Source organism: Flavobacterium ajazii (assembly GCF_010614725.1).
Lineage (GTDB): Bacteria > Bacteroidota > Bacteroidia > Flavobacteriales > Flavobacteriaceae > Flavobacterium > Flavobacterium ajazii.
In genome coordinates this window covers 83,527-104,717 of sequence record NZ_JAAEHL010000001.1, presented here as the reverse complement: position 1 = coordinate 104,717, position 21,191 = coordinate 83,527, and the positions used below count along the sequence as shown (strand labels likewise).

Annotated in this window: 17 protein-coding genes; 10 read left to right on the top strand and 7 right to left on the bottom strand. The window is 32.8% G+C overall.

Going from position 1 to position 21,191, the window contains the following annotated elements:
* The first annotated feature begins 10 nt into the window (after nt 1-10).
* From GWR14_RS00345 to GWR14_RS00335, 3 genes are all read left to right on the top strand, one after another.
* Nucleotides 11-1,840, top strand: a complete 1,830-nt coding sequence (locus tag GWR14_RS00345; protein ID WP_163406960.1) for a BamA/TamA family outer membrane protein — start codon at nt 11-13, stop codon at nt 1,838-1,840.
* Between the two features lie 181 nt (nt 1,841-2,021).
* On the top strand, nt 2,022-2,519 hold the full coding sequence (locus GWR14_RS00340) for a hypothetical protein (protein ID WP_163406959.1): 498 nt from the start codon (nt 2,022-2,024) through the stop codon (nt 2,517-2,519).
* Nucleotides 2,520-2,731: 212 nt separating this feature from the next.
* Nucleotides 2,732-4,387 carry an LVIVD repeat-containing protein gene (locus GWR14_RS00335; RefSeq protein WP_163406958.1) on the top strand — a complete coding sequence of 552 codons (1,656 nt, stop codon included), beginning with the start codon at nt 2,732-2,734 and terminating at the stop codon, nt 4,385-4,387.
* Nucleotides 4,388-4,595: 208 nt separating this feature from the next.
* Here GWR14_RS00335 and GWR14_RS00330 read toward each other — a convergent pair whose 3' ends face one another.
* A complete protein-coding gene (locus GWR14_RS00330) occupies nt 4,596-5,864 on the bottom strand; it encodes a tetratricopeptide repeat protein (protein ID WP_163406957.1) in 1,269 nt (422 codons plus the stop codon).
* A 44-nt stretch (nt 5,865-5,908) separates the two neighbouring features.
* A complete protein-coding gene (gene gyrA / locus GWR14_RS00325) occupies nt 5,909-8,551 on the bottom strand; it encodes a DNA gyrase subunit A (protein WP_163406956.1) in 2,643 nt (880 codons plus the stop codon).
* Between the two features lie 258 nt (nt 8,552-8,809).
* Between gyrA and GWR14_RS00320 the strand changes: the two genes are divergently transcribed.
* The 3 genes from GWR14_RS00320 (at nt 8,810) to GWR14_RS00310 (ending at nt 13,466) form a co-directional block, all read left to right on the top strand.
* Nucleotides 8,810-11,356: an ATP-dependent Clp protease ATP-binding subunit gene (locus GWR14_RS00320; protein WP_163406955.1), complete on the top strand. Its 2,547-nt coding sequence runs from the start codon at nt 8,810-8,812 to the stop codon at nt 11,354-11,356.
* Nucleotides 11,357-11,495: 139 nt separating this feature from the next.
* The gene (gene rimK / locus GWR14_RS00315) at nt 11,496-12,863 is read left to right on the top strand and encodes a 30S ribosomal protein S6--L-glutamate ligase (RefSeq protein ID WP_163406954.1); all 1,368 of its coding nucleotides are present in this window, start codon (nt 11,496-11,498) and stop codon (nt 12,861-12,863) included.
* A gap of 87 nt (nt 12,864-12,950) precedes the next feature.
* Nucleotides 12,951-13,466 (top strand): DUF421 domain-containing protein, encoded by a 516-nt coding sequence (locus GWR14_RS00310; protein WP_163406953.1) that lies wholly within the window; start codon nt 12,951-12,953, stop codon nt 13,464-13,466.
* Nucleotides 13,467-13,540: 74 nt separating this feature from the next.
* Here the strand turns inward: GWR14_RS00310 and GWR14_RS00305 are convergent, their stop codons facing one another.
* Both GWR14_RS00305 and GWR14_RS00300 read right to left on the bottom strand, forming a co-directional pair.
* Nucleotides 13,541-13,990 (bottom strand): hypothetical protein, encoded by a 450-nt coding sequence (locus tag GWR14_RS00305; protein ID WP_163406952.1) that lies wholly within the window; start codon nt 13,988-13,990, stop codon nt 13,541-13,543.
* Between the two features lie 224 nt (nt 13,991-14,214).
* Nucleotides 14,215-15,564, bottom strand: coding sequence for a DEAD/DEAH box helicase (locus GWR14_RS00300; protein WP_163406951.1), 1,350 nt, complete (start codon nt 15,562-15,564; stop codon nt 14,215-14,217).
* A gap of 218 nt (nt 15,565-15,782) precedes the next feature.
* On the opposite strand from GWR14_RS00300, the gene GWR14_RS00295 reads away from it, so the two are divergent.
* Nucleotides 15,783-16,904, top strand: coding sequence for a DUF4236 domain-containing protein (locus GWR14_RS00295; protein WP_163406950.1), 1,122 nt, complete (start codon nt 15,783-15,785; stop codon nt 16,902-16,904).
* A 121-nt stretch (nt 16,905-17,025) separates the two neighbouring features.
* Here GWR14_RS00295 and GWR14_RS00290 read toward each other — a convergent pair whose 3' ends face one another.
* On the bottom strand, nt 17,026-17,430 hold the full coding sequence (locus GWR14_RS00290) for a helix-turn-helix domain-containing protein (protein ID WP_163406949.1): 405 nt from the start codon (nt 17,428-17,430) through the stop codon (nt 17,026-17,028).
* A 184-nt stretch (nt 17,431-17,614) separates the two neighbouring features.
* Between GWR14_RS00290 and GWR14_RS00285 the strand changes: the two genes are divergently transcribed.
* The gene (locus GWR14_RS00285) at nt 17,615-18,355 is read left to right on the top strand and encodes a DUF6882 domain-containing protein (RefSeq protein WP_163406948.1); all 741 of its coding nucleotides are present in this window, start codon (nt 17,615-17,617) and stop codon (nt 18,353-18,355) included.
* A 210-nt stretch (nt 18,356-18,565) separates the two neighbouring features.
* Here the strand turns inward: GWR14_RS00285 and GWR14_RS00280 are convergent, their stop codons facing one another.
* Nucleotides 18,566-19,189 (bottom strand): NUDIX hydrolase, encoded by a 624-nt coding sequence (locus GWR14_RS00280; protein WP_163406947.1) that lies wholly within the window; start codon nt 19,187-19,189, stop codon nt 18,566-18,568.
* 7 nt (nt 19,190-19,196) lie between these two features.
* Here GWR14_RS00280 and pyrE point away from each other — a divergent pair, with 7 nt between their 5' ends.
* Together pyrE and GWR14_RS00270 are read left to right on the top strand one after the other, a co-directional pair.
* The gene (pyrE, locus tag GWR14_RS00275; RefSeq protein ID WP_163406946.1) at nt 19,197-19,841 is read left to right on the top strand and encodes an orotate phosphoribosyltransferase; all 645 of its coding nucleotides are present in this window, start codon (nt 19,197-19,199) and stop codon (nt 19,839-19,841) included.
* A 77-nt stretch (nt 19,842-19,918) separates the two neighbouring features.
* Nucleotides 19,919-20,311 (top strand): SRPBCC family protein, encoded by a 393-nt coding sequence (locus GWR14_RS00270; RefSeq protein WP_163406945.1) that lies wholly within the window; start codon nt 19,919-19,921, stop codon nt 20,309-20,311.
* A gap of 120 nt (nt 20,312-20,431) precedes the next feature.
* Here GWR14_RS00270 and GWR14_RS00265 read toward each other — a convergent pair whose 3' ends face one another.
* Nucleotides 20,432-21,160, bottom strand: coding sequence for a biotin--[acetyl-CoA-carboxylase] ligase (locus tag GWR14_RS00265; protein WP_163406944.1), 729 nt, complete (start codon nt 21,158-21,160; stop codon nt 20,432-20,434).
* Between the last annotated feature and the right edge of the window lie 31 nt (nt 21,161-21,191).

The following is a 21,191-nucleotide window of genomic DNA, read 5'->3' as shown; positions in this document are numbered from 1 at the left end:
CTTTATTAGCATGTATAGAAACTTTCTCAAAATAGTTTTCTTTTTTATCCTTCTTGGGAATTTTTCCCAAAGCGCATTTTCACAAGAAAAACAGACTAAAAAAGATAGTATAGAGAAATATCAGAAAATTAAGAAGCTTTCAGAAAAAAGTAAATTCACAACTTTTCTAAATAAGCTAATTTTTAAGCCCTCTAAAATTAAAAAGAAAAACGAAACTTTAGTCGAAAAAGAACATCTTCCTGATGTTGACGGTAAAATTATTCGTAATATCAAAATTATAACTTTAGATCCTTTCGGGCGCTCTGATACTGATTCGACAATGGTTCCAAAAAACTGGGGAGAAAGAACAGGAAACAAACTACACCTTAAAACTAAAAGATTTGCCATACAGAATTTATTGCTTTTTAGAAAAAATTCAGTTTACGACAGTTATAAAATAAAAGAAACCGAGCGTATTATCAGGTCGCAAAAATTTGTAAATAAAGTTAGTATAACCGAAGAATTGGTTCCTGCCAGTAATGATTCTGTTGATGTTACGATTCGGGTTTTGGATGCCTGGAGTTTAATTCCGAAATTTTCAATATCAAGCTCAAGAGTTGGCATTGGATTTAATGACCGTAATATTGTAGGAACAGGCCAGCAATTTGAATACAAGTTTACCAATAGGTTTGATGACGGACATAATGGTCATGACGCTTTATATACGATTCCTAATATCAAAAATACCTTTATCACTACAAAGTTCAGATATTACAGAGATCTAGATGATAATTACAACAAAAGTATTTCCATAGAACGCCCTTTTTATTCTCCTTTAGCAAAATGGGCAGGCGGAATTCTTTTAGGACAGCAATTTAGACGAGATACTTTACAAGATGCTACTCTAAAATATGAATTCCAGCCTTTTAAATACAATTCTCATGATTTTTGGGCGGGCAAAGCTTTTAATGTTAGTGGTGAAAATCCCAAAAATGAAAGAACAACTAATTTTGTTGTGACAGGTCGCTTTTTAAATGTGGATTATACTGAAAAACCAAGCATTGCATTTGATACCATTAACTTTTTTTCAGATGAAAAGCTAATATTAATGGGATTTGGATTAAATACCAGGGAATTCGTAAAAGATAATTATATTTTTAGAAACGGATATACCGAAGACGTACCGATTGGAAGAATCTACGGAATTACAGCCGGATATCAGTATAAAAATAAAATATGGAGGCCGTATATTGGGGCTCAGGCTTCATTTGGAGATTATTATAAATGGGGCTTTCTGAGTACGAACTTTGAAATTGGTACTTTTTTCCATCAGGGTAAAACTTACCAAACTTCTATTTCGGCCAAAGCTAATTATTTTACCAGTTTATTGACAATTGGAGACTGGAAATTGCGGCAATTCATCAAACCCGAAATAGTTATAGGAATAAACAGAGAATACTCAATAGGAGATCAGCTTACAATAAACGAAAATTACGGACTTCAGGGATTTAATGCCGCCCATTATGGAAAGAGCAAAATGGTCCTAACACTGCAAACCCAGACTTATGCGCCTGAAGAAGTTTTGGGTTTTAGGTTAAATCCTTATTTTAATTACTCCATAGCTGTGTTAGGAAGCAGTACTTCTGGTTTACTTCAAAATAAATATTATTCAAAATTCAGCCTGGGTTTACTGATAAGCAATGACTATCTTGTTTTTAGTGCTTTTCAACTTTCCATTTCATATTATCCAACTATTCCGTTTCAGGGCGATAGTATTTTTAAAACAAATACTCTGGAAACTTCAGATATCGGCCTTCAGTCGTTTGAATTAGGAAAACCGAGAATTGTTGAATATAAATAGCTCTTTTTTTTAAACTAAAAAAAAATACAATAACATTCTCACTATCAACAAATTTAGGCTATGACAGCTATTTTTATACTTTCAAAATGTACTTTTTTAGAAGGAAAATCGTTTTGGTATATTATTTTGGCACAGTATATGGATATTCCTAAACAAGATTAACATTAAATTTTTTTAAAAGATGAAAACTATAAAAATCGCAATCGTTGGATTATTTTTAATCATTGCAAATACAGCTCAGTCACAAGTATCTATTAACGTAAATATAGGAACTCCACCAGTATGGGGACCTGTAGGATACACTGAAATGGAATACTATTATTTACCCGACATTCAATGTTATTATGATGTAAGAGCTTCACAATTTATCTATTTTGGAGGCAGTACCTGGGTCAGATCAAGACATTTACCTAGACAATACAGAAACTATGATTTGTATGGAGGTTATAAAGTAGTATTAAATGATTATCACGGAAGAACTCCATATGTGTATTTTGACAGACATAAAACAAAATATTACAAAGGATATCATGGTGCGCCTCAAAGACCTTACAAAGCGAGACCTGTTTATGGTTATAATGATCGCAGACATGATAATCATAAAAATCATAAACACTACGATAAACATGACAGACATGACAGACATGATGATCATGATCATGGCCATGGAAGAAGATAAAACGTTATTAAATTTTACCAAAAGAGAGTATCAAAGTTTGTTACTCTCTTTTATTTTTCGGTAAAATGTTGAAAAAATCCGTCCAAATACAATTAAAGCTAAATTACTGTACAACAGTAAGTTTTATTAAAAAAATTTAACAAAACTACCCATATGATGTTACAGAAATAATTTACTTTTGCACCAAATTTTAAAACTAAATAATAAACTTTATGAAAAAGAGTGTTTATTTATTTTCATTTTTAGCTATATCCCTTTTAATAGGATGTGACAATAATGATGAAACCACAAATAATAATCAGTCAATAAATAACATTACAATTACTACAGATCAAAATTCTTTGAACCAAAGACTTGATTATACCAATTCTGGAGTAATTTCTATAGAAAATAATAATCCTACAGGAAAACTAGCAAACACTAGTGCTACTACAACTCTTCCTTTGGTACAGATTGCAGAAATAAATCCGCCCGTTGATAAAAATGGAAGAACCTTACAGGCAAGTCATATTACAGTAAATGGAAATTACGCTTATGTATCTTACATTATGAGAGGAGATATTTATTCAGGTGCAATTGATGTTATTGATGTTTCAGACCCTTACAAACCAAAATTAGTTACTTCGGCTTTAATTGCTGATACTGATATTACGTCTCTTACTTATTCTAATGGAAGTCTAATTATTGGAGCTGCAAAAGATGTAGATACAGATCCATTGCTTGTAAATCCTGCAATAGTAATCAACATGGAACTGAATTCTGGTTTACTTACAGATAAATATAAAATTAACTATTTAGAAAGCAGGGTAACAACGGATGTTGCAGCAAATGCTTCTTCATATTTTGCCGTGACAGGTGACAATGGAAGTTTATTCAAATTAAATACTTCGACTAAAGCAATAACTGGAAAAGTGGCTGAGGAAGATTTACGCTCTGTAGCATTAAGTAGCGACAAAGTTATAACGTTAAGTGGAACAAAAGGAGTAAATGTTTACAATCAATCAACACTGGCTTTGCAAAAGAACTTTAGCACCTCTACAGATGTAAGCGGAGCCAAAAGAACAATGGAAATTGACGGAACAAAACTTTTAGTTTCTGAAGGATATAATGGCTTAGGTGTTTATGATATTAATACCGGTTCAAAATTACAAACTATAAACATAGCTATAGCGGGAGAAGATAATGTTACTAATGCAGTTTCTATAAATGAAGGGTATGCTTTTGTTGCAAATGGTGCTGCAGGACTTAATGTTTATCAAAGTGGAAACCAGCTAAGTTTATTAGGCACCTTGGGAATTTCAGGATCTTCAAACTATGTAAAATCCAGTGGGAATTATATTTATGTAGCCAGTGGAAAAGGCGGTTTAAAAATCATTAAGATGGAAAAACCAAATACTACGTTTGCAAATTGCTCTCAATACGGAATCTATAACCAAGGCAAAGATTTGATTTTGAATTCAAACGAGATTAAATCATATGCCGGATCTACTGCTATTAATTCTACAATAGTAAATTCTGGAGCTGTTTTAACACATTGTGGGTCAATATCCATTCAAAATGGTTTAACCCTTAACAGCGGCAGTACTTTTAACATGACGGGAAGTTTAGCTCAGGGTAAATACCAGCTGTCAAATCCAACAGAACTTATTATTAATAACAATGCTTTATTACAAATTGAAGGATCAGTTGTAATTTGGGGAGATTTGAGACTTAATAGTGATGCGAAAATTAATTTTATTGGAAACAATTCTTCAATTACCATTTATGGTAAAGTAATCAAAAACAGCAATGTAACCATTACCGGAAATTATACTGACACTGAAAATAAATTATATTTAAATTTTCCTCTAAAAGAGAAAATATCATAAGAGACCATCATCCCATAATGGTCTTTTTTTATATAAAAGTCAATTATTTTATTTATCACAAATTAAGATTTAACAATGGAAAACAAAACTATATTTTATACCAATTAACTATAATGCAACAGAACTCAATTTAAACTAAATCAAACTTCTGCAAACAAAAAAACCGTCTAAATTTAGACGGTTTAATTTTACATTTATTTTTTTAAGCTTACATTGTAGCTTTTAAAGCTTTTGCTTCAGCAGTCATTTCAAGCGCTTTATACACCCCTAATAATGTTTTAGCAACATCCTGATTTTTAGGATCTAATTCATTTGCTTTTTTAAGATAAGGAATTACGCTTTTAAATACACTTTCTCTTTGAGCTTTAAGCACATCATAACGTTTCATATCTTTTGCAGAAGTACCCAATTTATTCATTTCATCGATAATTGGCTTTTCTGCTTCTAATTTTAACGCTGCCAGGTTAAGGTAAGCATTTGCATACTTAGGATCAATTTCAATAACTTTTAAATAATATTTTTCAGCATCGGCTTCATTTTTAGCATTTGCACTAAGTACTCCAAGGTTAAAAAGCAATTCTGTATTATTTGGATCTTTTTGTAAAGCTTCTCCAACTAATTTTTTATAAGTTTCATAATCTTTAGTTTCTAAGTACAAATTAGCTTCAGAAATAATTAGAGAGCTGTCATCCGGATTTGTTTTTCTTGCATCAGCAATTGCTTTTTTTGCATCTTCTTTACGTCCTTTTTGAAGCAAAATAAGAGCATAATTTTTATAGATTTCACCTCTTTTAGAAGGAATAGTTTCTGTTTTAGGTTTTTCATGCGTTCCTAATTTTACAGCCAAATCCCTGTCTTTTGCATTAGCAAAACCATCCTCATTTCCAGAAATTTTATTTACAGCAGTGTAACTTGTTCCTTTTCCAGAATAGTTGATGTTTTTCAATTCTTCATACATTGGCAAAGCAGCATCATAATCCTGCGCATTAACGTATGTAGAAGCAGCATAATACAAATTGATGGTGTCTTTTTTATCTAATAAATAAGCATCATATAATTTTTTAGCTCCTGATGCTGATTTGTTTGTCTGAGTATCTGCAATAGCAGAATTAATCAATTGACCTTTAATATTTGTAATTGATGTTGCAGCCTGAGTTGAGAATTTTTGTTTTCCCGAAGCCTTTTCAATATCAATAAGTTTTTTATAACTCTCTGCTGCTAAAGAAAGATTTTTACCTTCTTCAACTTTTTTATTTGCAAGATCCAAATAAGCATTTCCCTGGATAAAATAATATTGAGCCTGCTCTGTATCTTTTGCGTTTACAATAAGATTTTCAGCATCCTTTAATTGTGCGAGTGCTCCTTGAGCATCTCCACCTTTTAAAGCCTTCTCAGCATTTTTTATCTGATCTTTCTGAGCAAAAGTAGCTACCGAAATCAACAATGCTGATGCAAGTATTACATATTTACTTTTCATAATATTCAATTTGTATATTTAATTTAAATTTTGTGATTTAATATTTACTCTTCAGATTCATCTTCATCTGAATCATCTTCGTCTTCCGGTTCTGCATCCGTATCATCATCTTCATCATCTTCTGCTGACCCATCATCTTCAAGAACTTCCATATCTGGTTTAACTCTTTCGATTGCAGATTCAACAACATTTCCGTCTTCATCAACAACAACTTCTTCAGCGTCGTCTTTCATTACAGTTGTTACAGCAGCGATAGAATCTTTTCCTTTTAAGTTAATCAATCTTACTCCCTGAGTTGCACGTCCCATAACACGTAAATCCTCAATAGCCATTCTAATTGTTAATCCTGATTTATTGATAATCATTAAGTCATCAGAATCTGTAACAGCATTTATTGAGATTAATTTTCCTGTTTTCTCAGTAATATTAAGAGTTTTAACACCTTTACCTCCACGGTTTGTTATTCTGTACACATCTTCTCCGTCATCGTCAACTAATTTAGTACGTTTTCCATATCCATTTTCAGTAACAACTAAAATTTGAGATTCAGCAATATCATTTTTATCAACCGTCACCATTCCAATCACTTCATCGGTCTCATCTTTTAAGGTAATTCCACGAACCCCAGAAGCAGTTCTTCCCATCGGACGTGTTTTAGTTTCTTCAAAACGAACCAATTTACCAGATTTAACGGCCAAGATAATTTGACTTTCTCCATTTGTTAACTGAGCTCCCATTAGCTCATCACCTTCTTTAATTGTGATAGCCGCAACACCATTTACACGTGGTTTAGAATATTTCTCTAAAGAAGTTTTCTTCACCTGACCTTGTTTCGTTACCATTACAAGGTTATGCGTATTAATATAATCTTTGTCTTTTAAATCTTGTGTACAAATGAAAGCTTTTACTTTATCATCGCTCTCAATATTCACCAGGTTCTGAATTGCTCTACCTTTTGCTGTTTTGCTTCCTTCCGGAATTTCATAAACACGCATCCAGAAACATTTTCCTTTCTGCGTAAAGAACATCATGTATTGGTGGTTGGTTGCAACAAACATATGCTCCAGAAAATCCTGGTCTCTTGTTCCTGCACTTTTTTGTCCAACTCCTCCTCTATTTTGAGTCTTATATTCCGTCAAGTTTGTACGTTTGATGTAACCTGCATGGGAAATGGTAATAACTACATTTTCGTCAGCAATTAAGTCTTCGATACTTACATCACCTCCAGAATACTCAATTTGTGAGCGACGGTCATCTCCGTATTTATCACGAATTTCCGATAGCTCTTCTTTAATCAAATCAATTCTTAAATTAATATCGGCTAATAAAGCTTTCAAATGCTCAATCAACTTCATTAATTCTTCAAACTCAGCTCTTAACTTATCCTGCTCCAGACCTGTCAATTGACGCAAACGCATCTCAACAATAGCACGAGCCTGAATATCAGACAATTTAAATCTTTCGATTAATTTTTCTCTTGCCTCATCAGTATTTTTAGAACCTCTAATTAACGCGATTACTTCATCGATATTATCAGAAGCAATAATTAATCCTTCCAAAATATGAGCTCTTTCTTCTGCTTTACGCAATTCAAACTGCGTTCTTCTTACCACTACATCATGACGGTGCTCAATAAAGTAGTGAATCATATCTTTTAGATTCAACAATTGAGGACGTCCTTTTACCAATGCAATATTATTTACACTAAAAGAAGATTGTAACTGAGTGTATTTATATAAAGTATTTAATACTACATTTGGAGTAGCATCACGTTTTAAGATATAAACGATACGCATACCGCTTCTATCCGATTCGTCACGGATATTGGCAATACCTTCAATTTTTTTCTCGTTAACCAAATCAGCCGTACGTTTAATCATTTCGGCTTTGTTAACCTGGTATGGAATTTCAGTAACGATAATGCATTCTCTTCCGTCAACTTCTTCAAAACCAACTTTTGCACGCATTACGATACGTCCTCTACCTGTTTTAAAGGCTTCACGAACACCTTCATATCCATATATTATACCTCCTGTTGGAAAATCAGGAGCTTTAATATGAGTCATTAACTCATCTACTTCGATATCGTTATTATCAAGATACGCCAAAGTACCATTGATAACTTCAGTTAAATTGTGTGGCGGCATATTAGTTGCCATACCAACTGCAATACCTGTTGCTCCGTTTACCAATAAAGTCGGAACTCTTGTGGGCATTACTTTTGGTTCATATATAGTATCGTCAAAGTTTAGTTGAAAATCAACTGTCTCTTTTTCAATATCGGCCATAATTTCTTCTGAAATCTTTTTCATTCTGGCCTCAGTATAACGCATTGCCGCGGGACTATCACCATCTACAGAACCAAAGTTACCCTGACCATCAACTAATAAATATCGCATACTCCATTCCTGAGCCATACGTACCATTGCGTCATAAACAGAAGTATCTCCATGCGGGTGATACTTACCAAGAACTTCCCCCACAATTCTCGCAGACTTTTTGTGGGCAGATCTTGAAGTTACACCTAAATCATACATTCCGTAAAGAACTCTTCGATGCACTGGTTTCAAGCCATCTCTAACATCCGGAAGTGCTCTCGATACGATTACTGACATCGAATAATCGATGTAAGCTGATTTCATTTCATCTTCGATGTTAATAGGAATTAACTTTTCTCCTTCAGACATAAGTTGTTATATTAAATATTATATTTTAGTTTCAAAGCGTGCCAAGATACGTTTTTTTGAAATTTTTTCAGCTATTTCCTTACAGTTATTTCAATGATTTATTAACAACTTTTTTTTAGCATTTAGTTGATAAATTAAGCCTTTTTTAACTGTTTTATTACTTTTTTTTTTGTCTATTAGCTGACAGGTGTTTCTGAAAGGTATGGTTTTTGTTTTTCAATCACTAATTCATTAAATTTACAATACCAATTATATATTATGGATGATAATTTTTCACCAAGAGTAAAAGATGTTATTACATACAGTAAAGAAGAGGCCCTTCGTTTAGGACACGACTTTATTGGTACTGAACATCTCATGCTGGGCATTTTAAGAGATGGTAACGGAAAAGCTATTCATATACTTAATAACCTGGCAGTTGATTTAGACCATTTACGCAGGAAAGTAGAAATACTGAGTCCAGCCAATCACAGCGTTGAAGTAAATGCAGAAAAGAAAAATCTTCATCTTACCCGACAGGCCGAAAGAGCCCTGAAGACAACCTTTCTTGAAGCAAAAGTATTTCAAAGCTCATCAATTAGCACAGCTCACCTGCTTTTATGCATCTTAAGAAACGAAAACGATCCAACAACCAAGCTATTGAATAAGCTAAAAATAGATTACGATATAGCTAAAGAACAGTATTTAAATATGACTCCAAACGAAGAAGAATTCTTAGATAACTTGCCAAAAAACGAATCATACAATGATGATTCAGGACAAGATGACAGTTTAAAAGAAAGCAGTTTTAACAATCCAGCCAATAAGTCAAACAAAAAATCCAAAACTCCGGTATTAGATAATTTTGGGAGAGATTTAACAGAAATGGCCGAAGAAGGGAAACTGGATCCTGTAGTGGGACGCGAAAAAGAAATTGAACGTGTTTCGCAAATTCTGAGCCGTAGAAAAAAGAACAACCCTCTTCTTATTGGAGAACCCGGAGTTGGTAAATCTGCTATTGCAGAAGGACTAGCACTACGTATCATTCAAAAGAAAGTATCACGTATTCTTTTTCACAAACGTGTAGTAACTCTTGACTTAGCCAGCTTAGTTGCCGGAACAAAATACAGAGGACAATTTGAGGAAAGAATGAAAGCCGTAATGAACGAGCTTGAGAAAAACGATGATATTATTCTTTTTATTGATGAAATTCACACTATAGTAGGTGCAGGTGGAGCAACAGGTTCTCTTGATGCTTCAAACATGTTCAAACCTGCTTTAGCTAGAGGAGAAATTCAATGCATTGGCGCCACTACTCTTGATGAGTACAGACAATATATTGAAAAAGACGGCGCTTTGGAAAGACGTTTTCAAAAAGTAATTGTTGAACCAACTTCTGTTGAAGAAACAATCGCAATTTTGAACAATGTAAAAGACAAATATGAAGATCATCATAATGTAACCTATACTCCTGAAGCAATTGAAGCCTGTGTTAAATTAACAAACAGATATATGTCTGAGCGTTTTTTACCGGACAAAGCTATCGATGCCATGGATGAAGCCGGATCTCGTGTACATATCACCAATATTGACGTTCCAAAACAAATTTTGGATTTAGAACGCCAGTTAGAAGAAGTTCGTGAGAACAAAAATATGGTAGTTAAAAAACAGAAATACGAAGAAGCTGCCAAACTTCGCGATGATGAAAAACGTATCGAAAAAGACCTTGCTCTAGCACAAGAACAATGGGAAGAAGATTCTAAAAACAATAGAATTGAAGTTACAGAAGATAACGTAGCCGATGTTGTTTCTATGATGACAGGAATTCCTGTAAACCGAATTGCACAAACAGAAAGCAACAAACTGGCTAAATTACCTGAGTTGATTCAGAACAAAGTAATCGGACAAAATGATGCAGTCCTTAAAATTGCACGTTCTATTCAACGTAACAGAGCCGGACTTAAAGATCCTAACAAACCAATTGGTTCATTTATTTTCTTAGGCCAGACTGGTGTTGGTAAAACGCAATTAGCTAAAGTATTAGCAAAAGAATTGTTTGACTCTGAAGACGCTTTAGTTCGTATCGATATGAGTGAATACATGGAAAAATTTGCTATCTCTCGTTTAGTTGGAGCACCTCCGGGATATGTTGGTTACGAAGAAGGTGGTCAATTGACTGAAAAAGTTCGAAGAAAACCATATTGCGTGGTTCTTTTAGACGAGATCGAAAAAGCACATCCAGATGTATTCAACATGATGCTTCAGGTTTTAGATGACGGATATTTGACTGATAGTTTAGGTCGTAAAATTGACTTTAAAAACACTATCATTATCATGACATCTAACGTTGGTGCACGTCAGCTGAAAGACTTCGGACAAGGCGTTGGATTCGGAACTGCTGCAAAAGTGGCACAGGCTGATGAAAATTCAAAAAGCATTATCGAAAATGCATTGAAGAAAACATTCGCTCCTGAGTTCTTAAACAGAATTGATGATGTAATCGTATTTAATGCATTAGAAAAAGCTGATATCGATTTAATTATAGAAATTGAACTTAAAAAACTTTATTCTCGTATTGCAGAATTAGGCTACAACCTAAGTCTTACTGATAAAGCAAAAGCATTTATTGCTGAAAAAGGATTTGACAGACAATTTGGAGCAAGACCTCTAAAAAGAGCCATCCAGAAATATGTTGAAGATTTGTTAGCAGAAGAAATCATAACTTCAAAAATACATTCTGGTGATGAAATCTTAATGGATTTAAAAGATGATGCTCAGGAACTTTCTGTAGAAATACATAAAGCCGAAGAACCGACAAATCAGTAAATTAGTTTAAATTTATAACACAAATAACTTACCCGTTACGTTTTCATAACATAACGGGTATTTTTTTTAGATAAATCACTATCTTTAGTAAAAGCAAATAACTATTTTTGGATATTAAATTCTATAATAAAAACAACGTATGCTTCAAAACAAAGTCATTTTAGGCAGTGAAGAATGGTGCTCATTTCCAGAGCTGGGAATCCCTACAATCAAGGCTCGTGTGGATTCCGGCGCAAAGACTTCGGCAATGCACGCTATAAACATAGCTCCTTTTATAAAAAATGATGCCAATTGGGTAAAATTTGATATTAATCCAATCCAGAATAATATAAAAACCATCATTCATTGCGAAGCTCCGTTGGTGGATAAAAGAATTGTAAAAAGCTCAAGCGGCTTTAGAGAACATCGTTACGTAATACAAACGAGCCTGAAAATTGGAGATACAAAATGGCCAATCGAAATGACTTTAACCAATCGGGATTCTATGGGATTTCGAATGCTTCTAGGAAGAGAAGCCATGAGTGGACGTGTATTAGTCGATCCTGAACAAAAATATTTATTAGGTCAGCCAACTACAGAATCCTTAAAAGAATTATATCAAAACTCCGAAAAAGCAAGCTCCGGTTTGCGTATTGGCCTTTTAGCCAGCAATCCCGAATTATACAGTAACAAAAGAATCATGGAAGCTGGCGAAATGCGGGGTCACGAAATGCACTTTCTAAACATTAAGGAGTGCTACATGAAACTGGATGCCAAAACTCCTGAGATTCATTACCGTGGTGGCAAAATCTTAAATCAGTTTGATGCTATCATTCCGAGAATTCGTCCAAGCATTACTTTTTACGGTTGCGCCTTAACACGCCAGTTTGAAGCTTTGAAAGTTTTCTGTTTAAATTCGGCTACAGCCATAACACAATCTCGAGATAAATTATATTCGTTACAATTGCTTTTAAATAGTGGTATCGATATTCCAACGACCGGTTTTGCTAACTCCCCTTTGGATACAGATAATTTAATTAAAATGGTTGGTGGCTCACCTTTAATTGTAAAGTTATTAGAAGGAACACAAGGGAAAGGAGTTGTTTTAGCAGAAACCAAAAAAGCCGCAGAAAGTGTAATCAACGCTTTTAAAAGTCTAAATGCAAACATTTTAGTTCAGGAATTCATCAAAGAAGCTAATGGAAAAGACATTCGATGTTTTGTAATTGATGGTAAGGTGGTTGCTGCCATTCAGCGGGAGGCAATGCCTGGCGAATTTAGGGCTAATATTCATCTTGGCGGAACCGCATCGGTAATCAAAATTACTTCTGAAGAAAAAAAGATTGCCATTAAAGCTGCAAAAGCAATGGATTTAAAAGTAGCTGGTGTTGACATCATTCGTTCTTCAAAAGGGCCTTTATTGCTTGAAGTAAATTCTTCCCCTGGTCTTGAAGGAATTGAAGGCGCTACAAACAAAGATGTTGCCGGAGAAATGATCAAAGCAATTGAAAAGAATTTTAAGTTATAGAGTTTTTAAAATCACTTATTTAAATTAAAAAGCTTCATCGAAATATATTTTTGATGAAGCTTTTTTTTAACTTTAAAATAAAAAACCATGCTTTTTCCTTATTTAGACATTATTTTAAGAAGTACTGCCGTCTATTTTTTTATGACAATTGCTTTGCGAATATTCGGCAAAAAAGAACTATCCCAATTAAATACCGCTGACATTATCCTGATTTTACTGATTAGTAATTCGGTCCAAAATGCGATGGTAGGTCCCGACACAAGTCTTTGGGGAGGTTTAGTTGCTGCTTTGGTATTATTTGTAATTAATTTTACAATCAAAAAACTAACAAATAAATACAAGATTCTAAATGATTTGCTTTTAGACAAACCTGAAGTTTTAATTCATAATGGAAAACTAGAATTTAAAGCTTTAAGCAGACTGGACATTTCCAACGACGAATTAAAAGAAGCAATGCGAGAACATGGTTTAGAACATTTTTCAGATGTAAAACTTTGCATGCTTGAAATTGACGGAACAATTAGTGTAATTTCTGAAGACAAAAAACACCTGAAACAGACACATTACAAACGAAAACATAATCATAAGAATTTTAGAAAGTAATATTTACTGCAATTCATAAACTAAAAAAGGCTATTCAAATTCTGAATAGCCTTTCAATTATTTTTTTTAGCAAATTATTTTTGGAATAATTTATTAATCTGATCTTTTACAAAAGGCTCAGAAACACTGCTCGCTCCAGAAGAAGGATCTTTACTTGAAACCATAAACTGAACTGTCGCTTTGTCTGGAAGTGTATTTCCTGTGTAATGCAACCAGATGTAATTGTTAGGTAATTCTAGTTTTATATCATACAAAGGAGAAGCACTAAAGCCATTCATAATAATACTGTAAAGACCAGCATAATCATTATTAACATTTTTGAAAGAGAATTTTCTCAAACTTGAAGTATCATCATCATCACTCACAATACTTGTATAATAAACAGTATATTCATCTCCAATTTTCTGAATATAGTTGTTGTTTACTTTTCCTAGTTTTTCAACCGGTACAGTTTCAATAACTTTAATCTGAGCAACTGAAACAAAACTAAAGAACAAAATGGCAAGGGTAATAATTTTTTTCATACTTAATTTGGGGTTAATTTTTACTACTATTAATGAACGCCGAAATTATGAAAAATTACTTCTAAAATTACGCTTCCGACAACATAAAATTGTGAATTTTATATAAAATAAGATTGCTCAACAACAAACAAAACGTATTATGTTAAAAATCAATAAAATACAATTATAAATCAATTTAAACATCTGGTATTTTTTTTCTCATGAGCTAAAAAAATATAAGAATATTATTTACAATCTTCCTTTTTTACCACCTTTCGTGCAATTTCAATTTTAAATTTTCTTCCTTTCATCTTCTCATCCTTTATATTCTTAAGCAAATCTTTTACTTTATTATATCTCACGGCAGCAAATGAAACGAAGTCCTTTACTTCAACCAGACCTAAATCATCTTTTTCAAGTTTGCCTTTTTGCGAAAAAAAGCCAACTATATCAAACTTGTTCAGTTTTGTTTTCTTTCCTCCACTGATGTAAATCGTTTGAAACTGTGGCGGTTTGGGTAAAATTGTTGCGTTTTCAACATTCAGAACTTCCATTTCATAATTTACATAATCAAGTTGCTTTTCGCTTTCATGAACAATTATATAAGCGGTTCCAGAAGCCTGCATACGAGCTGTACGACCGTTTCGATGAGTGAACTCGTCTTCTTTTAGAGGTAAATGATAATGAATTACGTGTTTCATCTCCGGAATATCCAGACCACGCGCTGCTAAATCAGTCGTAATTAAATAACTCATGCTTCCGTTTCTGAACTGAGTTAAAGCACGCTCACGTTCTTCCTGGTCCATTCCTCCGTGATAATAAACAGAATAAATTCCTTTTTCATTTAAAGTATCACTGATTCGTTCAGCAGCATCTCTGTGGTTACAAAATATAATTGCTGACTGGGATTTTAACGAACAAATCAAATTGAATAAACTCTGTAGTTTATCTTTAGCAGGTGAAATCACCATTTTCATTGATAGGTTTACATTCTCTTCTTCTTCCGGAATAAAATCTAAAACTGTTGGATTGACCACCCGTGTATATTTTGGGATTTCAATATCTGAAGTTGCCGAAACCAAAACTCTTTTATTCACTTTTAGCAGTCTTCCAATTATAAAAGACATTTGCTCATGAAAACCTAATTGCAGGGATTTATCAAACTCATCTAAAATCAGCGTTTGAATCTTATCTGTCCTGAAAGTTTCTCTATCAATATGATCTGCAATTCTTCCGGGAGTTCCAATTAAAATCGCGGGCGGATTGCTTAAATTTTTAATTTCAGTATCGATTGAATGCCCTCCATAACAGATGTTTACTTTGTATTGCGTTCCCATTTTTTTCCAAACCTGTTCAATTTGTAATCCAAGTTCACGGGACGGCACCAAAATCAGACACTGTATCGATAAAATTTCAGGCTGCAATAGTTCTAAAATAGGAAGCAAAAAAGCCAATGTCTTTCCTGAACCCGTTGGAGAAAGTAATAAAACATTATTTTCGTTTAAAATAGCATCCTGTGCCATTTCCTGCATTTCGTTCAGGTTCTGAATCCCTAAATTCGAAAGTATGTTATTGGAATGGTGTTTTTTATTCATTTTGCAAAAGTAGGGAAAATTTATTTCAGTTTTTTTTGTTTCAGATTTGCAGGTTGAAGTGCTAATAAAAAATCCGCTTCGGCTAATGATTTTTCATACGTTAAGTTTTAGTAAAATTGATAGATTTTATGAAATTCAAGCTATTATGGATTTCCGTAATTTTTAAATTTTATATGTCTTTATTTTTGAATATTCATTAATTCAAAAATAAAAAAATTATGGCTTGGAGTTTTCGTAAACGCATCAAAATTATTCCGGGAGTTCATCTTAATGTTAGTAAAAGCGGTATTTCAACCTCAATAGGTATTAGAGGGGCAAACATGACCTTTGGAAATTCCGGAAGTTATTTAAACACCAGTATTCCTGCATTAGGAATCAACAACAGACAGAGATTGTATTCTTCAAATTCTAATTCTAATCCTGAAATTTACAATGAAACATTAGAACTCTCAGATAACATTTTTAGTTCTGACATTCATGAAATCACAAGTCAAAATATGCAGGGAATCAAAGAAGCAATAATTTTGGCTTACGAACAAAGAAAGGATTTGAAAAAAGATCTTTTAAAATTACAAACAATTTTAAATTCCACAAGATTAAAACTAAGTCTAAGTTATTTTCTAATATATGGTTTTGTAAAAAAAACTATACCTGAAAATTTAAAAATAGATATTGAAGAACAAAAAAAAGCAATTATACAAACTGAAAAGCATCTTCAAAATTGTTTTGTAAAACTTGATATTGATTTTGATTCGGAAATAAGAGAAAAATACGAAATTCTTTTACAAGTATTTACCAAATTAATGGGCTCACAAAAAATTTGGGATGTTACAAGTGCTTATTTTCAGGATAGAGTTGCAGCCAGATCATCAGCAAGTACAATAGTTAAAAAAAGAGAGGTAAGATTTTCTATCAAATCGCTTCCTGATATAAAATCAGATTTTAATGCTTTGTATTTTCAGAATGCAAATGGTGCGGATCTGTATTTTTATCCAAGTTTTATAGTTATGTATTCAAACAACTCAAATTTTGCTTTAATCGGAATAGATGAAATAACTTTTGATCAAAGTTATGTCAGGTTCACTGAAACTGGAACTATTCCAAAAGATTCTAAAATAATTGACCGAACCTGGGCTAAAGTGAATAAAAATGGTACTCCTGATAAAAGATTTAAAGGTAATTATCAAATTCCTGTTGTCAAATACGGAGAAATTAAACTTAGAACAAATACTGGATTAAATGAAGAATACGAATTCAGTAATTATGAATTTACTGAAGAGTTTGGCAAGGCCTTCAAAGATTACCAGTCCACAATACAATCTTTAAAACAACTCAATTAATGTTACAGATAATCAAGAGTTAGATACTCATATCAGTAAAAAACACAAAACCAAACAGAACCATAAAAGCCTGATAAATATGAATTTATCAGGCTTTTAAATTATAAAGTTGAATAAATAATTATTTATCCTTCAATATTTTCTCTAAAAACTCAACTTTCTCTTTTTCAGCCTGAACCAAACGCTCGTAAAGCTTTTTATTCTCCTCGTAAGTTTCAATTAATTTATCTAATGGATTGAATGTACAATGATTATTAAACGTACCAGCACTATTATCTGTAAAACTATTAAAATAATTAATCGCCGCTTCATCTGAAAAATTCCTTATAGCTTCAACACTTACTCCCAAAGCTTTTGCGACAGCATTAAGCTTTTCATCATCTATCGTTTCACTGTTTTCCAAAGCAGATATAGCTTGTTGGTTTGTTCCTAAAGCCTGAGCCAAAGCTTCTTGCTTCATGTCTCTAAGTTCACGAATTCGGCTAATTTTTCGCCCTATATGGCTTGGTTTTGCAAATGTGCTCATAATTCAAAAGTATAACTTGTGAAACAAAAATACGATTTTTAAGACATGAAATAGTTAAAAACAGAAAATTGTATAAAAACCACAAACTATATTGATTGGCTTTAATTTAATTTTTTTTTCTTACTTATTTTAAAAATCCTACATTTAAAACATTAATTTTACAACTCTAAAAAATCATAAAGAAATGGGACTATTCAATATTTTTTTTAAAAAGAAAGAAGAAAACACAGAATCAACTACTAATCAGTTAAATATTGCTAAACATTTTAGTTCAGAAAATGATTTTTTAGAGAAACATGGCGCTTTGGCTTTAGAAAAACAAAGAAATTTTTTTGAAATAACTGGCGGTCTTTCCTGGAATGTAGATATGGATAAAGAAGAAATAACTTTTGGAGACAGTATAACTTTTCCGATACAGGTTTTGGGTTCTTTTTCACATTCTTCTGAAACCTGGCTTTGGCTTTGGGAAAATAAAGCCGGCGGTTATGCTGAATCAGTTATGAAACAAGCACTTTTATTGAAACAATACGGAGAAGAAAATAATATTGATTTATTAAGCATTGGAAAATTTGACGCTGTACAAAATGATTTGCATTTAATTGGAATGATTGCAACAGAAATGTTTAACGGAAGCGGTTATTATCTTGGAAATTACGGTCAGGGAACAATGGTGGTTACGATTAAATCTGATGTAATTGATAAAGTTGAAAGTGAGGAATTCTCCAGAATTTTAACAGTTTTCCCAGAACTGATTTCAACATTTGAAATTCAGAATCACAAAAATGCTTTTACAAATTATCTTACTCAAAAAGGTTACGAACTAACTTCGAATGGAAACGAAGTTAACGCAGAAAAAAATCGAAAAGTCATTACAGCCGTTTTTAACGAAAATAATCTTTTGACAAACTTAAATGGTAATTCTTAAACCTAGAATAATTAATAATAAAAAAGACCTTCTGAAAATGAGGGATAGAAGCTGGCTACCGAAGTAGCGCGAATAGCCCGACAAGCATCCCGATAAGAGGGAGAATATACGCACAGTGATTACACCCTCTTATCGGGATGCTGTCACGCCCTAATAATTAAATTTCTTTTAAGATCTAAATTCCAATTTAAAAACCTTAAAATCTGTCAATTAATTGGAGCTTGGAATTTTAAATATTGGTTTTTCCTCCTCTTCAAATAATAATTTAATGTTTTCGTAGGAGTTTTTAAGTGCCTCTGTAATCTGTTCCGGATTTAGCCAGGCTACTTTTTCGATGCCTTCTTCGAGTTGTCCTTGCGGAGTTCCTTCAAAATCAGTGTGCATTTCGAACCAATGGGTGATCTTGAGTTTATATTTTCCGTTGCGTTTAAAGACGTGATATGTTTTTTGAAGTTTATTGGTAATTCGAAGGCCGTTTACACCGGTTTCTTCTTCGACCTCACGCATAGCGGTAGCTTCAATCTCCTCGCCTTTTTCGATTCCGCCTTTTGGCAGATCCCACTTTCCGTTTCTGAAAATAAATAAAACTTCACCTTTTTTATTATACACAAAACCTCCGCCCGCTTTATTCACAGGAATCTTGGCTTTCAGAGTCTTCATGATTTCCTTTTCGTCAGGATGATATAAATAAGCCTTCTGAATTTTATTCTGAAATATTTTAACAATAATTTGCTCTATATCAATACTCTCCAACAAAAACAATTGAAAATTAGTCTCTCTTGAGATTTCATTTGTCAAAAAAAGTGGTTTGTCGTTCACAAAAACTTTATACATTTGTACTATGATTTTTAATAAAGATACCGCCGAAAAAACAGCAGAATTGCTTTTGCAAATAAATGCAATTAAATTGAATCCTGAAAGTCCTTTTACCTGGGCTTCAGGGTGGAAATCACCTATTTATTGTGATAATAGGTTAATTCTTTCATTTCCAATTATTCGAAATTATGTTCGTGATGAATTTGCTAAGAATATAGAGAAACAATTTGGTAAGCCAGATGTCATAGCCGGAGTTGCAACCGGAGCAATCGGGATTGGAATTCTTGTTGCCGAAAGCCTTGGATTACCATTCGTATACGTACGCCCGGAACCAAAAAAACACGGAAGACAAAATCAGGTTGAAGGCTTTTTACAAAAAGGTCAGAATGTTGTTGTTGTGGAAGATTTAATCAGCACAGGAAACAGTAGTTTGATGGCTGTAGAGGCTTTACGTAATGAAGGAGCTAATATCAAAGGTATGGCAGCCATTTTTACTTATGGCTTTGGTGTTGCTGAAGAAAACTTCAAAAATGCAAATATTGATTTATTTACTTTAAGCAACTACGAGAACTTACTTAATTTAGCTGTCCAAAAACAATATATCAGTGAAGACCAGCAAACGGCTTTACAGGATTGGAGTCTTAGCCCGTCGACCTGGAGGCAGGAATAATTAAGATTTTAAAGTCTTAGAATTTAATTAGCCTTTAGTCACTTTACCTGAAAAAACAATAAAAAACGATAAAATATATGAACTTAGAAAGTCCAAAAGTTACTGTTCAGAAATCAGCTCAGGAATTATTTGATTTACTGTCTGATGTAAAGAATTTTGAAAAATTAATGCCGGATAATATTGCTAAATTTGAAGTAACTGGCGAAGATGCTTTTATTTTTGGACTAAAGGGAATGCCTGAAATAAAACTTAAAATGAAAGACAAAGTAGCTCCTAACAAAATTGTTTTGGGTGCTGCAAGTGACAAACTTCCTTTTACTTTAGTTTCAAATATTGATAGTGTTACTGATTCAGAAAGTGCTGTTCAGTTATTTTTTGAAGGAGAATTCAATGCTATGATGGCAATGATGGTTAAAGGTCCTATAAGCAAGTTTATTGAGACTTTAGCTAATAATATGAATAAATTATAATTACAGCTAGTTTATTGTAAACATATAAAGTCCGATTTAAAAGATCGGACTTTTTTTTAGAAAGCGGTCTAAAATACAAGTTTTAATTCAGAAACTCTTTTAAACTTCTCAATATATTTTCTAATAAAGCATTTGGACCTCCTTAATATCAAATTCCGAAACCGAATCATCCTCGAGTAAAACCTGTAACTTACCAATAGAAGACACACCCTGAATGATTCCCATGAAGTTTTGGTTTTTGGTATTTTTGAAAGGAACAGGAATACCTTTTTTGAATAAACTATTAAAATATTTATTCCAAAAATCAGTTGATTTTGTTTCCCAGAATTCTATTATTTGTTGAATTTTTTCAACAAATAATTCAGGAAGAAGATTCTTATCAAATGAATTCCCAGTGATTACAGCCAAAGATGAGGCATTGGGTAAATGTTCAAAATTTGTCTGATTAACATTTAACCCTAATCCTACTACTGACACGATTCTGCCATCACTTTTTATGGTATTTTCTATAAGTATGCCACCAATTTTTTTATTATATGACATAATGTCGTTTGGCCATTTTATACTTAAATTTGGAATATCTAAACCCATTAATGTTTCAATTACAGCTAATGAAACAACAATATTCATACTAAATACTTGTTCATTATCCTGTAAAAAATCCTTAATCAAAACACTCATAATTAAGTTTTTACCTGATTCAGACACCCATTTAGCCCCCATCTGACCTTTTCCTTTTGTCTGGTTTTCAGCAGTTACCACCGTAAAATTATTTAGTTCGTCCTGAGCAGCTAATGCTTTAAGAAAATCGTTTGTTGAATCTATGGCATCGAGTTTGATTAACTTCATTTAGTAATTTAAATAACTTAATTTAATATTT

Coding starts and splice junctions, on each gene's coding strand:
- GWR14_RS00345 (WP_163406960.1), top strand. CDS start 11: ATGTATAGAAACTTTCTCAAAATAGTTTTCTTTTTTATCCTTCTTGGG.
- GWR14_RS00340 (WP_163406959.1), top strand. CDS start 2,022: ATGAAAACTATAAAAATCGCAATCGTTGGATTATTTTTAATCATTGCA.
- GWR14_RS00335 (WP_163406958.1), top strand. CDS start 2,732: ATGAAAAAGAGTGTTTATTTATTTTCATTTTTAGCTATATCCCTTTTA.
- GWR14_RS00330 (WP_163406957.1), bottom strand. CDS start 5,864: ATGAAAAGTAAATATGTAATACTTGCATCAGCATTGTTGATTTCGGTA.
- gyrA (WP_163406956.1), bottom strand. CDS start 8,551: ATGTCTGAAGGAGAAAAGTTAATTCCTATTAACATCGAAGATGAAATG.
- GWR14_RS00320 (WP_163406955.1), top strand. CDS start 8,810: ATGGATGATAATTTTTCACCAAGAGTAAAAGATGTTATTACATACAGT.
- rimK (WP_163406954.1), top strand. CDS start 11,496: ATGCTTCAAAACAAAGTCATTTTAGGCAGTGAAGAATGGTGCTCATTT.
- GWR14_RS00310 (WP_163406953.1), top strand. CDS start 12,951: ATGCTTTTTCCTTATTTAGACATTATTTTAAGAAGTACTGCCGTCTAT.
- GWR14_RS00305 (WP_163406952.1), bottom strand. CDS start 13,990: ATGAAAAAAATTATTACCCTTGCCATTTTGTTCTTTAGTTTTGTTTCA.
- GWR14_RS00300 (WP_163406951.1), bottom strand. CDS start 15,564: ATGAATAAAAAACACCATTCCAATAACATACTTTCGAATTTAGGGATT.
- GWR14_RS00295 (WP_163406950.1), top strand. CDS start 15,783: ATGGCTTGGAGTTTTCGTAAACGCATCAAAATTATTCCGGGAGTTCAT.
- GWR14_RS00290 (WP_163406949.1), bottom strand. CDS start 17,430: ATGAGCACATTTGCAAAACCAAGCCATATAGGGCGAAAAATTAGCCGA.
- GWR14_RS00285 (WP_163406948.1), top strand. CDS start 17,615: ATGGGACTATTCAATATTTTTTTTAAAAAGAAAGAAGAAAACACAGAA.
- GWR14_RS00280 (WP_163406947.1), bottom strand. CDS start 19,189: ATGTATAAAGTTTTTGTGAACGACAAACCACTTTTTTTGACAAATGAA.
- pyrE (WP_163406946.1), top strand. CDS start 19,197: ATGATTTTTAATAAAGATACCGCCGAAAAAACAGCAGAATTGCTTTTG.
- GWR14_RS00270 (WP_163406945.1), top strand. CDS start 19,919: ATGAACTTAGAAAGTCCAAAAGTTACTGTTCAGAAATCAGCTCAGGAA.
- GWR14_RS00265 (WP_163406944.1), bottom strand. CDS start 21,160: ATGAAGTTAATCAAACTCGATGCCATAGATTCAACAAACGATTTTCTT.